This window comes from Janthinobacterium sp. 1L-D-8-B-C4, from assembly GCF_057291295.1.
Genome location: NZ_JBXAVX010000011.1, coordinates 209,810 through 224,462, shown reverse-complemented (window position 1 = coordinate 224,462; position 14,653 = coordinate 209,810). Strand labels below are relative to the sequence as shown.

Here is a 14,653-nt window from a genome sequence, read left to right as displayed (position 1 = left end):
GCGAAGCCGCGTAATCCGACATCACCGTTGGCTCATGTGCCGTCGTAAAACTGATTAGCGGCGAAGCCGCGTAATCCGACATCACCGTTGGCTCATGTGCCGTCGTAAGACTGATTAGCGGCGAAGCCGCGTAATCCGACATCACCGTTGGCTCATGTGCCATCGTAAAACTGATTAGCGGCGAAGCCGCGTAATCCGACATCACCGTTGGCTCATGTGCCGTCGTAAAACTGATTAGCGGCGAAGCCGCGTAATCCGACATCACCGTTGGCTCACGTGCCGCGTCGCTATTACAACAGCCAGTCTATCGGCAGCACCGACAATATCGACACCCCCATGCGCTTCCACACGCTGGTGCCCGGCTCGGTGTCGTAGCGCGTGATGCCGCCCTTGGCGTCGCGCGCGATCCAGTACAGCGCGCCGTCGTCTCTCAGCAGCACCTGGTAGGCGCGCTGCGGGATGGTGCTGCGCATGGCATGGCCCAGTTTGCCGGCCAGTGCCGGGCTGTCGATCACCAGGCCCATCTCGGTGTTCAGGGCTATCGAGCGCGGGTCGAAATTGAAGGAGCCGACAAAGATGCGCTGGTCATCGACGGCAAAGGTTTTCGCGTGCAGGCTCGAGGCCGAACTGCCGAAGCGGCCGGTCCTTTCGCGCGCGTCGCCCTCGTCCCACGAGCGGCGTGATTCGTACAGGGTCACGCCCGCTTCCAGCAGCGGTTTGCGCCATTTGGCGTAGCCCGCATGCACGGCCGCCACGTCGGTCGCTTCCAGCGCGTTGGTCAGGATGCGCACCTTGACACCTTGCCTAGCCAGGTCCGAAAACGCCTGCGTGCCCGATTTGCCGGGCACGAAATAGGGCGAGACGAGATCGAGTTCCGTACCGGGCACGCCCAGCAGCTTTTGCAGATTGGCCGCCACGCCGGAACCGGGGCGCGCCTTGTCCAGCACCTTGGCCGGATCGTCGCTGACCAGGCGCGTGGGCGCCCATTCGAATGGCAGCTGGCCGTCTATCAGTTGCTTGACGAAGGGCGAGGTGCGCATGGCCTGCACATATTCCTCGGCGGCCTCGGTGTCGTCGATGCGGTCCGCTTCGCGGGCGATCTCGCCGGCGTCGCCCGTCTTTGGCGGCTTGATCAGCGAAGTAGCCGGGTAGGCCGAAGGGCTGTTCCAGTAGCGGTCGAAGTCGTGCGACACGGCGCCCACCACCGGGCCGATCACCAGCACATCGAGGTCGGCAAACAGCACGTCGCCGGCGGCGCCAAAGTATTCGTCGCCCACATTGCGCCCGCCAACGATGGTGGCCTGGTTATCGGCCGTGAACGATTTATTGTGCATGCGCCGGTTCAGGCGCGAGAAATCGGTCAGGAAACCCAGCGCGCGCGGCGAACGCAGGGCGAACGGATTGAACAGGCGGATTTCCAGGTTGGGCTGCTTGGCCAAGAGGGTCAGGGTGTCGTCGAGTTCGGCCGTGTTGTTATCGTCGAGCAGCAGGCGCACGCGCACGCCGCGCTCGGCTGCCTGGCGCAGGGAATCGAACAGCAGCGTGCCGGTAATGTCCTTGTGCCAGATGTAGTACTGCACGTCCAGCGTGCGCTCGGCGGCCGCTGCCAGCAGGGCGCGCGCGGCAAACGCGTCGCGTCCATCAAGCAGCGCATGGATGCCCGAGACGCCCGGATGCTGGGACGCCAATGGCAGCACGGCCTGGGCCAGTTTCGTCTGCGCTGTATCGGTCAGGGTGAGGCTGGGCGTGCGGCCCTCGAGCGAGGGCAGTTCGGCGCAGCCGCCCAGCAGGAAGGCAGCGAACAGCGCCGCCGAAAACAGGGCGCTGACACGGCGCGAGAGCAGGGTGGTGCTGGGCATGGCGAGCTTTCATCAAGGTTGACCCGATGTTAGCAGATGCGCTCGACAGCGCACCGTCCGCTTACAGCGATTCGAGCGCGATCAGCTCGGCCACCGTCTGGCGACGGCGAATCACACGGGACGCATCGCCGTCGACCAGGTATTCGGCCGCATGCGGGCGGCTATTGTAGTTCGACGACATCGACGCGCCATACGCGCCAGCGCCTTCGAACACCACGTAGTCGCCCACCTGTGCCGCCGGCAAGAGGCGCGTTTCGACCACGCCGCCATCGCGCTGGGTAAACACGTCGCCCGATTCGCACAGCGGGCCGCCGACCACCGTGGCCCGCTGGGCATCGAGTGCGCGGCCATCGTGCGCGATCACCGTCATCGCGTGGTAGCTGCCGTACATGGCGGGGCGCATCAGCTCATTGAAACCGGTATCGAGCAGGGTGAAATGGTTGCCGCCCATCTGCTTGGTGGCGCGCACTTCGGCCACCAGCAGGCCCGCATCGGCCACCAGGAAGCGGCCCGGTTCAATCTCCAGGTGGACCGGGTGGCCCAGGTGCGCTTCGATCTGCTTGCGCGCCGCATCCCACAGCTGGAAATAATGGTTGGTGTCGACCGGCTTCTCGCCGTCGCGATACGGTACCGACAGGCCGCCACCGGTGGAAATCGCCTCGATATCGTGGCCCATGTTTTTCACGAGACCGACCATGGTGCCGCAGACGGTTTCCAGGTGGCTGTAGTCGACCCCGGAGCCGATATGCATGTGCAGGCCGACCAGGTGCAGGCCATGCGCGCGGATCACGGCCAGCGCTTCCGGCAGTTCTTCATGCCAGATGCCGTGCTTGCTGTTTTCGCCGCCGGTATTGGTCTTGTTGCTGTGGCCATGGCCAAAGCCCGGGTTGATGCGCAGCCAGACGCGGTGGCCGGGCGAGACTGGGCCCAACTGGCGCAGCATGTCGACCGAGCCGCAATTGACTTCGATCTTCGCTTCCACCACGCGCGCCAGGGTGGCGCGGTCGAACAGGTCGCAGGTAAATACCACGCCGGCCGCGCCGTTGGTCTGCGCCGGGGTGTAGCCGGCCTGCAGCGCGCGCTCGATTTCGCCCAGCGAGACGGCGTCCACGTGCACGCCCGCCTCGCGCATCAGTGTCAACAGGTGGATGTTCGAGTTGGCCTTTTGCGCAAAACGCACCGTGTCAAACTGCGCCAGCTGTTTGACGCGCGCGCGGATGGTGGCCGCGTCATACACCCACAGGGGCGTGCCGTGCTGTTGGGCGAGTTGGGCGAGGGTCTGGTCGTTGACGGGCTTCATCGTGCGCTTTCGTGTGAGGGTGAATGGCATCATCATCACGCTTTTCGATCCAAACATAAAATATCCATTTGAGGCGACATTATTCATTTATGATATGACCTATGTCCATCTCCCTGCGCCATATCGAAGTTTTCCGCGCCATCATGACCACCGGCAGCGTGACGGCGGCCGCCGCCATGCTCAATACTTCGCAGCCCACCGTCAGCCGCGAGCTGGCGCGACTCGAATATTTGACGCAATTGACGCTGTTCGAGCGCGAGCGCGGCCGGCTGCGCCCCACCGCCCAGGCCCTGCAGCTGTTCGAGGAAGTGCAGCGCGCCTACTTTGGCCTGGAGCGCATCGTCAGCACGGCCGCCGCGCTGCGCCAGTTCGACCAGGGCCAGCTGTCGATCGCCTGCCTGCCGGTGTTTTCACAATCGCTGCTGCCGCAGGCTTGCAAGTCCTTCGTCGCGGATTTTCCGAACGTGAGCATCAGCATTACGCCACAGGAGTCGCCGCTGCTGGAAGAATGGCTGTCGGCCCAGCGCCATGACTTCGGCCTGACAGAGGTGGGCAACGCGCCACCCGGCACGCTGCTGGCCAATCTGATGTCGGTCGATGAAGTGTGCGTGCTACCCGACGGCCATGCGCTGGCGCATAAAACCGTGCTGGCGCCGGAGGATTTCGACGGCCTGCCGTTTATCAGCCTGGCGGCGGTCGACCCGTATCGCCAGCAGATCGACGCCATCTTTGCCCAGGCCGGCGTGGAGCGGCGCATGGCGCTCGACACGCACAGCGCGGCGTCGGTATGCGCCATGGTGCGCGAAGGCGTGGGCCTGGCCATCGTCAACCCGTTGACGGCGCTGGACTTTGCGGGCCAAGGCTTGCAGATACGCCGCTTTGCCGTCTCGCTGCCGTTCACGGTGAATATCGTCAAGCCGCTGCACCGGCCCCTGTCGCAGCTGGTCGCCTTGTTCGAGCAAGCGCTGTATGCGCAGGCGGACGAGGTGAAACGGCGGCTGCTGGCGCTGTAGGGTAATACGAAATGCGCAAGTGGAGCGGCGCCGGTCAACAGAGTAAAATGGCGTTTTACTTAATTTGGCCTGATTACTTCGATGACCACCACCGCTACTCCCGTCCGCACCCGTTTCGCTCCCAGCCCGACCGGCTATCTGCACCTGGGCGGCGCCCGCACCGCCTTGTACAGCTGGGCCTACGCCCGTCACTTCGGCGGCACCTTCGTGCTGCGTATCGAGGATACGGACCTGGAGCGCTCCACGCCGGAAGCCGTGCAAGCCATCATCGAAGGCATGAAGTGGCTGGGCCTGGACCACGACGAAGGCCCGTTCTACCAGATGCAGCGCATGGACCGCTACCGCGAAGTGGTGGCGCAGATGCTGGCCGAAGGCACGGCCTACCACTGCTATTCGTCGCCGGAAGAAGTCGAAGCGATGCGCGAGCGCATGCGCGCCGCCGGCGAAAAGCCGCGCTACGACGGCACCTGGCGTCCGGAGCCGGGCAAGACCCTGCCGGCCATCCCCGGCGATCGCAAGCCCGTGGTGCGCTTCAAGAATCCGCTCGATGGCGACGTGACCTGGGACGACGTGGTCAAGGGCGCCATCACGATTTCGAACCGCGAACTGGACGACCTGGTGATCGCGCGCCCGGACGGCACGCCGACCTATAACTTCTGCGTGGCGGTCGACGACTGGGACATGCAGATCACCCACGTGATCCGCGGCGACGACCATGTCAACAACACGCCACGCCAGATCAATATCCTGCGCGCCATCGGCGCACCGCTGCCGCTGTACGGCCATCTGCCGATGATTTTAGGCGCGGACGGCGAGAAGCTGTCGAAGCGCCATGGCGCCGTCAGCGTGATGGACTACCCGGCGCAGGGCTTCCTGCCGGAAGCGATGCTGAACTACCTGGCGCGCCTGGGCTGGAGCCACGGCGACGACGAAGTGTTCTCGACCGAACAGTTCTGCGAGTGGTTCAACCTGAACCACCTGTCGAAGTCCGCCGCCCAGTTCAACAATGAAAAGCTGGCCTGGCTGAACAACCACTATATCAAGCAGGCCGACAACGCCCGCCTGGCCGACCTGGCCCGCCCGCAAATGGTGGAGGCGGGTGCAGTATTCGACGGCGCGCCCGAGCTGGCGCTGGTATTGGGCATGATGAAAGAGCGTGCCAATACCATCAATGAGCTGGCCGCTGCTTCGATGCTGTTCTTCCGTGAACCGCAGCCAGACGCGGCGCTGGTCGCGCAGCACATTACCGACGCAATCAAGCCGGTGCTGGCGCAGTTTGCCGAGCGCATCGCCACGGTGGAGTGGAGCAAGGAGGCGGTGGCCGCCATGATCAAGGAAGTGCTGGCCGCCAACACCATCAAGATGCCGCTGCTGGCCATGCCTTTGCGCCTGATTCTGACGGGTCAGTTGCAGACGCCAGCGATTGACCAGGTGGTGGTGGTGTTCGGCCGCGAGACCGTGCTGGCGCGCCTGGCTGGCTGGATCTGAAACCCTCGCCCGTGAAAAGTGTGTCATGGGCGAAAAAGGGTATTTGCAGAGTGAAACTTCTTTGCTATACTCTTGTTTCTGCACCAACGGGGGTATAGCTCAGCTGGGAGAGCGCTTGCATGGCATGCAAGAGGTCAGCGGTTCGATCCCGCTTACCTCCACCAGCAGCAAAACAGAGGTATGTTTTGTTTGTCGTTGAAGTGGTGCAGTAGCGGTAGAAGTTCCGAGGTCCCCATCGTCTAGAGGCCTAGGACATCACCCTTTCACGGTGAGTACAGGGGTTCGAATCCCCTTGGGGACGCCAGGTAGTTGTGTTATAGTAGTGGCAGTTGTTTGTACTGATTGTTGTAAGTTCAGGCCGGTTAAAAGACAGGTTCTGGATGGAAAGCAAGTAGTGGAACAAAGTCGCCAAGTGCGGCTTTTATTATTTCTGCGCCCAAGGGGGTATAGCTCAGCTGGGAGAGCGCTTGCATGGCATGCAAGAGGTCAGCGGTTCGATCCCGCTTACCTCCACCAACAGCGCAGAAGTAAAGTAGCAAAGGTAGTTCCAAGGTCCCCATCGTCTAGAGGCCTAGGACATCACCCTTTCACGGTGAGTACAGGGGTTCGAATCCCCTTGGGGACGCCAGTTCGGTCTGGTGTTGGTAGTAAAAGTAGTAGCAGTGTTTCTGCGCCCGGGGGGTATAGCTCAGCTGGGAGAGCGCTTGCATGGCATGCAAGAGGTCAGCGGTTCGATCCCGCTTACCTCCACCAACAGCGCAGAAAACACATGGTAATCAAAGTCGCCTTGAGCGGCTTTTTTTACGTCTGTAAATTAATTGCCTTACATCCTCGAGGTTAGGGGTAGGCTGTCAGCGCGCATGTGTGGACTTTATGGCGTAGGTTTTGGTGGAGCAATCCCTGTCTCATGTCATTGTTTTGATGCCAATGGAAGCGAACAGCATGCCCTACTCGAAAATAGTGAATTCTTATGACGGCGCCGCAAAGCTCAAGGGATGTGCGATTACGGCGCTGCACTCGGAATACAGTTTTGCCTCCTTCCTGCTCGATAGCGGCGAGGTGATCAATTTCGCCGTTGAGGAAGTTTCGGTGGCGAGGTGGTTCGAGGTATTTCCGATTTGCTTGCAACAGGTGCATGAACATTATGCTTTTGACTGGCGGGTGCTGGAACTGCCGTTTGTGCTGGCATCCATCGAATTGCTGTGGCGGGAAGAGTGGCAGGAGTCCTCGTCGGATAGTGCCTTGTTCATGGGCTCAGGCCCGCATTCGATCCAGTATGCGGCCACGCTCGGGGCTGCGCCTGAATTGAATCATAATGTGGCCAAGTTGCTGGCTGGTATCAGGCTCGCAGCGCGAGACGGGCGCCATCTTGTTGTCAGCAGTTCGGCCTATACGCCATTCAAAATTGATTTGGCCATGGATGCGTCCGAAATTGAGCAACTGATGCAATCGCATGCCTCCGAGCCGGTTTGAGACAAGCTGGAAAATAAGATGGCCGGCAGTTGATTTCATGAATCACCCCGTGCTATACTTCGCGCACGCTTTTTTGAGGGGCCAAGCAAAGCCTTCAACGAAGAGTCCGCTGAGAGTAAAACCAGCACAGGTCCCCATCGTCTAGAGGCCTAGGACATCACCCTTTCACGGTGAGTACAGGGGTTCGAATCCCCTTGGGGACGCCAGGATTTTTAGTTGTAACGTATTTTGCAGTGCTGAACGGGCCTGACAAGTCAGGCTTTTTTTGTTTCTGCAAGATTGCAGCAGTACCGGGTCAGGATGCGCAGCACGGCATTCAGGACAGATTTCTGTCCCCATCGTCTAGAGGCCTAGGACATCACCCTTTCACGGTGAGTACAGGGGTTCGAATCCCCTTGGGGACGCCAGATTCGAGTAGCAAAGCAAGGCCGGATGCAAAGCAGCGCATCCAGGACAGAGTTTCTGTCCCCATCGTCTAGAGGCCTAGGACATCACCCTTTCACGGTGAGTACAGGGGTTCGAATCCCCTTGGGGACGCCAGACCGGCTGATTCAGCCAACAAAAAAGCCGCCTGGTAACAGTGCGGCTTTTTTGTTTTCGTGCGCATTTTCCTGCATCCGCCATCCCGATACTATAATGATCATGCCGATGGCTGGCACTGATGCCGACATCGGCTTGACGCACCTACAGAGAACCGCTCATGAAGATCGATACCGTTCGACTGGTGAACTACCGCCGTTACAGCGACCTGAAAATCAATTTTCATGCGCGCTTCAATGTGCTTGCCGGCATTAACGGTAGCGGCAAGACCACGATACTGAATGCCATCTGCGAGACCTTTATGGGCTTCACGCAATTTCTTCAAGTTAAAAGCCCCGATATCCTGAAGGATGCCGCCCTTGCGCGTTTGCAGCCTGTGCCGAATGGCCATCAGGTTCGCTTTGAGCCTCAGTATCCACTGAAGGTGCAGATGTGGGGGGAGGTATTCGAGCAACTGGCTCACTGGGGTATGAAAAAGGAGTCGCCTATCGCACCGGCGCAGCTTGATGAGCAGGTCGGAGGAGAGGGACGTCAGAGAAATGGGTATGAATCACTCTCCAGCATCTTCCCCTCGTACCTGAGACGAGATTTCAGTCGTGAGCTGATGGAGGGCGAATCTCAACAGACTTTGCCTCTGCTCTTGTTCTATCGCGCCAGGCGCAGCTGGGATCAAGGCCAGCCCGATGAACTGCACGCCGCGCAAGAGCGTAATTCACGCTTCGATGCCTACAGCAGCTGGTGGGATGCTTCGCTCGACGCATCGTCGCTGCAAAACTGGGTGATCGGGAAATGCCTGGAGCGCTATCAAAAATCGTCGGAATCGGGCATCGCTTTTGATGCGATTGATGACGATGAGCTGGCCTTGGTCAATGGTGCATTGGCAGCCGTGTTGCCTGGCTACAAAGGGCTGCGTTATGACATGAAGCAGCGCACCCTGTTTTTGGAAAAAAATGATGCCTTTGAACCGGCTTCGCCATTTTCCAACCTCAGCGATGGGCAGAAATCCGTGGTCGGCTTGCTGGTCGATATCGCACGTCGTCTTTGCCTGCTCAATCCGCATTTGGGTGATGCGGTCATACGCGATACGCCAGGCGTGATCCTGGTCGATGAGCTGGACATGCACCTGCATCCACGCTGGCAGCGTGATCTCACGCGCGGCTTGCAGCAGGCATTTCCGTCCTTGCAGTTTATTGTGTCCAGCCATTCGCCTCAGGTGCTGGGGGAATTGCAGCCGGAACAAATCATTTTGCTCGATGTCGAAGGAACGGCACATCCGGAGGCAAGCTACGGACTTGATTCAAGCAAGATCCTGGAAGAGGTGATGGACGCTCCCATGCGCGCGGAGCCGATTGAAGAAAAGTTGACGCAGTTATTCGCCGCGCTGGCGCGCAATGAACTGGCCGTGGCGCGCCAACACATTGCCACTTTGTCCGCGCTTGCGCCCAACCTGCCTGAAGTCGGGCGCGCCGAAGCCATTATCAGTCGCAAGGAAATCATTGGGCGATGAAATACGTAGGCAAAGGCCAGGCTCCGCCGGCATTCGAGCTGTGGAAGGTTCAGGGTGATGAAGGATGGGCGCCTGCCTATGGCGATTTGCAGCAGCCCGAAAAGGGCGAGCTGCATGCTGCGCTACTGAAAGAGCAAGGCTGGGTATGCTGCTACTGCGGCCGACAGGTGGAAAAGGCTGCTAGTCATATCGAGCACTATCGGCCGCAAAACAGCTACCCGGCACTGGACCTGGATTACGCCAACCTGTTTTGCTCTTGCAATACGCTTGTCGAGCCGCGTTTTCCGCTGCACTGCGGGCAGGCGAAAGGCGGAAAATTCGATGAGGCGCTGCACATCGCGCCATCCGATCCTGGCTGTGAGCAACGTTTCCTGTATGCCGTCGATGGTCAGATCTTGCCAACAGGTACAGGTGATAAAAGCGCAATCTATATGATTGCATTACTGGCTCTGGATGGAAAATACCTGCGTAATCGACGCCAGGAGGCCTTGGAAGGCTTGTTTCCCGATGATCTTTTCTTTTCTGTTGATGAGCTGGCGTCTATTTGTGAAGCGCATCGCCAGCCCAATGCAGACGGCAAGGTGAAGGATCTGGCGCATGTGATTGCGCGATACGCTGAGCAAATGCTGGCATCAATGGCATAATCGCGGCCTTTATGTGCGCCGCGAATCAATATGTCCACCGATAAAGTCCCAGTGAATACCCTCGCCATCTTCTGCAAAGTCGTCGACAACTACGGCGATATCGGCATCTGCTGGCGCCTGGCGCGCCAGTTGCAGGCTGAATATGGCGTGCTTGTTACCTTATGGGTCGATGACCTTGCCAGTTTCAAGCGCATCTGCCCGCAGATCGATGTGACGCTCGATGTCCAGTCGGCAGCGGGCGTCACCGTGCGGCACTGGCGCAGCCAGGATGGCGACTTTATGCCCGAGGATATTGCCGATATCGTCATCGAATTCTTTGCCTGCGATATTCCGCCCGGGTATATCGCGGCGATGGCGCAGCGCCAGCCGCATCCCGTGTGGCTGAACCTGGAAGGCTTGACGGCGGAAGAGTGGGTCGAAGGCTGCCACAAGCTGACGTCGCCGCGCCACGGCATGATCAAGCACTTTTTCTTTCCAGGCTTTACCGATAAAACCGGTGGCCTGCTGCGCGAAGCGGGGCTCGAAGAGCGGCGCCGGCAATTCCAGGCTGATCCGGCAGCGATGCACGCCTTCCTGGCGCAGTTTGGCGTCACTGCGCAGGAGATGGCGGCGACCAAAGTGTCGCTATTTTGCTACCCGCATGCGCCGGTGGCCGAGTTGCTGGCCAGCTGGCAAGGTGGTGGCGAGCCCATGCTGTGCCTGGTGCCTGAAGGGGTGGCATTCGACGCTGTCAGCGCCTTTATCGGCGCCGATGCCGTCGCGGGAGCGGTGCGCACGCAAGGCGCGTTGACCTTGCGCGTGCTGCCTTTTGTGCCGCAGGATGACTATGACCGCTTGCTGTGGGCCTGCGACTTCAACTTCGTGCGCGGCGAGGATTCCTTTGTGCGCGCACAATGGGCCGGCAAGCCTTTCGTGTGGCATATCTATCCGCAAGATGAAAACCTGCATCACGTCAAACTGCGCGCTTTCTTGCAGCGCTACGCGGCTGATGCACACGGCGTTATCGACAGTCTGGTCGAGGCCAGCCTGTACTGGAATGGCGCAAGTACGGCAGCAGAGGCCTGGCCTGGCCTGTGGCCGGCGTTACGGGCAGACATGCCGCGCATCACCGATAGGGCAGGGGCCTGGCAGGCGCTGATGCTGGGCAATGGCGACCTGGCCGGCAACATCCTGGCGTTTGCGCGCTTGCCACGATAGGCGCTGGCCCGAAATTGAGGTAAAATGCCCGGTTATTTCTGACAGATTTTAAACCGATCAAACGCAAGCCTGCGGCGCCGATGGCGCTCCGGCGGCAGATGGTCTTCATGCAACCCACTTTTTACGTACACTTCTATGAAACCCGCAAAAGAAATTCGTGTTGGCAATATCATCATGGTCGACAGCAAGCCTATGATCGTGTTGCGTTCTGATGTCAACGGTTCGAGCCGCACGGGCTTCACCTACAAATGGAAGATGAAAAATCTTCTGACCAACACCCCAATGGAAAACGTGTTCCGCGGCGACGACAAGTTCGACGTTGTGGTTCTGGATAAAAAGCCAGTGACCTACTCGTACTTCGCCGATCCGCTGTTCGTGTTCATGGACACCGAATACAACCAGTACGAAATCGAAGAAGAAAACTTGGGCGAAGCGCTGCACTACCTGAAAGATGGCATGGAATGCGAAGCCATTTTCTATGATGGCAAGGCAATCTCGGTTGAACTGCCAACCACCATCGCTCGCCAGGTCGTGTACTCGGAGCCTGCAGTCAAAGGCAACACTTCGGGCAACGTCCTGAAAGAAGCCAAGATCGAAAACGCTATCGATGCACACCGTCACACCGTGCAAGTGCCACTGTTCGTGGCACAAGACGACGTGATCGAAATCGACACGCGTACCAACGAATACAAGCGCGTCGTCCGTAACTAAGACGCCGTTCTGGTTTTCAAAAGAAGCGCTGCCTCCGGGTGGCGCTTTTTTTATCTGCGCCGTATTTCATTGATGGCGGCATCCAGCACCTCGTCGCGACCTGCCCGGATTGCCTCGATCGTTGGAAGAATTTCGACGTCCGGAATAATGCCCACTCGCTGCGTGGGCTGCCTGTCGGGATAAAAAACGCCGATGCCGCTGATCATCGTGCTTAATCCACCAGGCAACGGTATCTGGGAAACATTGCCATCTGCTCCGGCCGTCCTGCTTCCGATTACCCGCGCGTTCGGCGATACCCGCAATGCCATCGCAGTGTACTCTGCCTGGCTCTGCGACATTTCGTCGACCAGAATGATGACTTTGCCTGGATAGTAAGGGGCTTTGGGCTGTATTGTTGCGCTCGGTCCCCAGCGGAATGCGCCGGGATTGGACATTTCTCCGACGGTGAATTGGGCGAAGGTTGAAGGCTCTCTGACGAAATGCTGCCCCAGGGCGAATGGAACAAATTGCCCGGGATAGTTTCGTATATCGATAATGACGCCTCGCGTTGTGCGGGCCGATGCCAGATACGATGGAATATCTGCAGTTCTGATGGATGACAGCTTGATATACGCTACCTCATCGTTCAGCAATTGGAACGTCGCGCCGGGCCTGTCATGGGTAGATCTTTTTTTGATTGTATTTTTAGGAACTCTGTCCATCGAGAGTGTCTGTGGATCGGCGCCCCGCTTGACTCTGACTGTCGCCGCTCCGCAGGCGCCGGTACCAAGATTGCGCGCTATATCGCGCAATCTCGCGGCATCGTTCGATGCGGGGTAATACGGTGTCCAGGCGCTGACCAAACTCTTCACGTCATGGTCGTCCATCGCCTCAATGATGTCTCCCACCTGTAGCGCAGAGGCAGTATCGGCTTGATCAACTACCGCGTACCCCTGCACGAAGCGCAAGCTGACAGGAAGTGTGCAGTTGCCATATGGCGGACGGGCATTGAGTGAACTCCACAGGTTGGTATGCGTGTCGCGGATTTTGGCGATGACAGAAATCATTTCGAGCTCGAATGATGCCCGGCTGCCTGCCTTTGCAATGCCGGGAATGGCGTCCTGCAGGACCTGATCCCAGTTGTCGTCGAGTAAATCGCGATAGGGCGCCCAGTATTCAATAATGTTCCAGAGCCTGAACAATGCCAGCAACTGGAAACCGGCATCGGGAAAATGAATCGATTTGTAATCTGCCTCGTTGGAAAAATCGGGATTTCCCAGCCGAGTCTGGCTGACATAAAAATGTTCTTGTCTGGCTGGCCGGTTCGTATTGATATGCTTCAATCGCTGGCGCAAACCGTCATCGAGAAAAGTGGAATCATCTATCCACCCGAGCGCAGGTCGCATATACAGATTGTCTGGCGAAAAATGCGCACATGGATCGCAAGGGGCAATACTGCCCATGCTGTCGAGCCACTGTTTCAAGATCAAATTGATTGCGGGTTGATCTTTCGCAGCCAGGACTTTTGGCAATATTTTCAGCAGTTCAAAGTCCCATTGCACTTTCCCCGATATCACGGCCGGATGGTGATACTTCACGAAGCCCCATACCTTGCCCAGCACAGCCAGATTCTCCATTTGAGCACTGTTCAGATCGCCTGTGTTCACTCCTGAGCCATTGTCAAACAGATGGTTACTGTCGATGCCGGCGTGCTTGTCTTGCGCGCCAGCGGCGCTGCATGTGAGCGCAAACAGCATAGCGATGCCTGCAATTGATTGTGTGATGGTCATTTTTGAATTATTAAAATTGACAGCATTGATGCGCTATCGTTCGCGCTGGGCCCGGAATTGTTTTTGGGTGTGAAAGACGCAGGCGCCATGCTACTTCCGTTACCGCTTGGCAGCGCACGTCAAGCTGCAAATTTTTACATTAATTTAATTCTTTGTAACAATATTTTTATGCAAGCACTGCTATGCTGTAAACTTGTTTTATTTTCAGCGACTCTCGATCTCCATGCTTGCCACCTTGCTGCTCAGTGCCGCCGTGACCGCTGCACCCCTTGCTTTCGATGAAACGCAGCTGTCCGGCAGCTGGGCCGAAAGCGTCAATGCCAACAGCGCTTGCGATGGCGCGCGGCGCTTGTCGCGCATGCAATTGTCCGATGATCGCCAGAAACTGGCCATTTTCAATGACCGTACTTGGGTCAGCAAGCTGGGCGAAACCAACCGTTTTGCCGCCACGGTGCTGGCGGAAACGGAACGCAGCCTGACGCTGCGCTACGACAATGAAACCCGCCGCACGAGTGACGGCAAGCTGGTCGAGTGGCAACTGATCTTTGTTGCGCCCGGCGTGTTCCGCTGGCGCGAGGTGCACTGGCCCGAAGGCAAGGTCAACGGCGTGGTCGGTATTCGCTGTTCGCTGTAAGGCGGCTCCCGCCAATCACGCATTCTGCTATGCTGGACTCCATGTTTTTTCATCGGAGTTGCCATGCCCACTCGACTGCTGGCCCCGCTCTTGACCAGCCTGGCCCTGTGCAACGTACCGGCCCAAGCCGCCGCCGCGCCGATAGCGCCGCTCGAACAGGCGCTGGCCTGCCAGGAGGTTAGCGACTGCCCCTATTTTCCTGAAGTCTATAAAAGCGATCGCGCCTTCCGGCAGGCCTTCCTGATCGAACTGAAGAAAGCCAATATCCGCCGTCCGCGCTGGGTGCCCGACGGCGTGACGACACCGGTCACACCTGTCGATATCGATGGTTCGCCGCGCCTGCTCACCAGCGTATGCGAGCCGCACAATTGCGGCCACCGTTTCATGCTGGTATACGATCCGGCTGAAAAAAGCATGGCCGGCATGTACACAGGACTCGATCAGGCAGGCGAGGTCAACACCATTTATTTTGGTTCGCCCAGCATTGCTGAAATGACACTGCTGAAAAATAACTGAGA

General features: G+C 58.6%; 13 protein-coding genes and 8 tRNA genes. 17 read left to right on the top strand and 4 right to left on the bottom strand.

Annotated elements, in window-relative coordinates; all coding sequences use genetic code 11:
- The 3 genes from AC0Z42_RS19610 to lysA all read right to left on the bottom strand — a co-directional run.
- Positions 1-262: hypothetical protein (locus AC0Z42_RS19610; protein WP_485469854.1), on the bottom strand; the 262-nt coding region annotated here is incomplete at its 3' end.
- A 28-nt stretch (positions 263-290) separates the two neighbouring features.
- A complete protein-coding gene (locus AC0Z42_RS19605; RefSeq protein ID WP_485469853.1) occupies positions 291-1,859 on the bottom strand; it encodes a phospholipase D-like domain-containing protein in 1,569 nt (522 codons plus the stop codon).
- A 61-nt stretch (positions 1,860-1,920) separates the two neighbouring features.
- Positions 1,921-3,195: a diaminopimelate decarboxylase gene (gene lysA / locus AC0Z42_RS19600; RefSeq protein WP_485469852.1), complete on the bottom strand. Its 1,275-nt coding sequence runs from the start codon at positions 3,193-3,195 to the stop codon at positions 1,921-1,923.
- 65 nt (positions 3,196-3,260) lie between these two features.
- Here lysA and AC0Z42_RS19595 point away from each other — a divergent pair, with 65 nt between their 5' ends.
- The 15 genes from AC0Z42_RS19595 to AC0Z42_RS19525 all read left to right on the top strand — a co-directional run bounded on the left by AC0Z42_RS19595 (position 3,261) and on the right by AC0Z42_RS19525 (position 11,732).
- Complete coding sequence (locus AC0Z42_RS19595) at positions 3,261-4,172, top strand: LysR family transcriptional regulator (RefSeq protein ID WP_485469851.1); 912 nt, start codon at positions 3,261-3,263, stop codon at positions 4,170-4,172.
- A gap of 81 nt (positions 4,173-4,253) precedes the next feature.
- Positions 4,254-5,660 carry a glutamate--tRNA ligase gene (gene gltX / locus AC0Z42_RS19590; RefSeq protein ID WP_485469850.1) on the top strand — a complete coding sequence of 469 codons (1,407 nt, stop codon included), beginning with the start codon at positions 4,254-4,256 and terminating at the stop codon, positions 5,658-5,660.
- An 88-nt stretch (positions 5,661-5,748) separates the two neighbouring features.
- Positions 5,749-5,824, top strand: a tRNA-Ala gene (locus tag AC0Z42_RS19585).
- A 64-nt stretch (positions 5,825-5,888) separates the two neighbouring features.
- Positions 5,889-5,964 (top strand) — tRNA-Glu (locus AC0Z42_RS19580).
- 136 nt (positions 5,965-6,100) lie between these two features.
- Positions 6,101-6,176: transfer RNA gene (locus AC0Z42_RS19575), tRNA-Ala, on the top strand.
- 36 nt (positions 6,177-6,212) lie between these two features.
- A tRNA-Glu gene (locus AC0Z42_RS19570) sits at positions 6,213-6,288 on the top strand.
- A 49-nt stretch (positions 6,289-6,337) separates the two neighbouring features.
- A tRNA-Ala gene (locus AC0Z42_RS19565) sits at positions 6,338-6,413 on the top strand.
- 189 nt (positions 6,414-6,602) lie between these two features.
- Positions 6,603-7,133 carry a hypothetical protein gene (locus tag AC0Z42_RS19560; RefSeq protein WP_485469849.1) on the top strand — a complete coding sequence of 177 codons (531 nt, stop codon included), beginning with the start codon at positions 6,603-6,605 and terminating at the stop codon, positions 7,131-7,133.
- Positions 7,134-7,263: 130 nt separating this feature from the next.
- Positions 7,264-7,339, top strand: a tRNA-Glu gene (locus AC0Z42_RS19555).
- Positions 7,340-7,464: 125 nt separating this feature from the next.
- Positions 7,465-7,540, top strand: a tRNA-Glu gene (locus tag AC0Z42_RS19550).
- A 57-nt stretch (positions 7,541-7,597) separates the two neighbouring features.
- A tRNA-Glu gene (locus AC0Z42_RS19545) sits at positions 7,598-7,673 on the top strand.
- Positions 7,674-7,833: 160 nt separating this feature from the next.
- On the top strand, positions 7,834-9,180 hold the full coding sequence (locus AC0Z42_RS19540; RefSeq protein ID WP_485469848.1) for an AAA family ATPase: 1,347 nt from the start codon (positions 7,834-7,836) through the stop codon (positions 9,178-9,180).
- The gene (locus AC0Z42_RS19535; RefSeq protein WP_485469847.1) at positions 9,177-9,824 is read left to right on the top strand and encodes a retron system putative HNH endonuclease; all 648 of its coding nucleotides are present in this window, start codon (positions 9,177-9,179) and stop codon (positions 9,822-9,824) included. Before AC0Z42_RS19540 ends, AC0Z42_RS19535 begins: the two co-directional genes overlap by 4 nt.
- 30 nt (positions 9,825-9,854) lie before the next feature.
- Positions 9,855-11,021 carry an elongation factor P maturation arginine rhamnosyltransferase EarP gene (earP, locus tag AC0Z42_RS19530; RefSeq protein ID WP_485469846.1) on the top strand — a complete coding sequence of 389 codons (1,167 nt, stop codon included), beginning with the start codon at positions 9,855-9,857 and terminating at the stop codon, positions 11,019-11,021.
- A gap of 135 nt (positions 11,022-11,156) precedes the next feature.
- Entirely contained in the window at positions 11,157-11,732 is a 576-nt protein-coding gene (locus AC0Z42_RS19525; protein WP_485469845.1) for an elongation factor P, read from the top strand.
- Positions 11,733-11,782: 50 nt separating this feature from the next.
- On the opposite strand, the gene AC0Z42_RS19520 is transcribed toward AC0Z42_RS19525, so the two are convergent.
- The gene (locus tag AC0Z42_RS19520; RefSeq protein ID WP_485469844.1) at positions 11,783-13,501 is read right to left on the bottom strand and encodes a S41 family peptidase; all 1,719 of its coding nucleotides are present in this window, start codon (positions 13,499-13,501) and stop codon (positions 11,783-11,785) included.
- Positions 13,502-13,724: 223 nt separating this feature from the next.
- On the opposite strand from AC0Z42_RS19520, the gene AC0Z42_RS19515 reads away from it, so the two are divergent.
- The gene (locus AC0Z42_RS19515) at positions 13,725-14,135 is read left to right on the top strand and encodes a hypothetical protein (protein WP_485469843.1); all 411 of its coding nucleotides are present in this window, start codon (positions 13,725-13,727) and stop codon (positions 14,133-14,135) included.
- A 63-nt stretch (positions 14,136-14,198) separates the two neighbouring features.
- Positions 14,199-14,651, top strand: coding sequence for an Ivy family c-type lysozyme inhibitor (locus AC0Z42_RS19510; protein WP_485469842.1), 453 nt, complete (start codon positions 14,199-14,201; stop codon positions 14,649-14,651).
- Positions 14,652-14,653 lie beyond the last annotated feature (2 nt).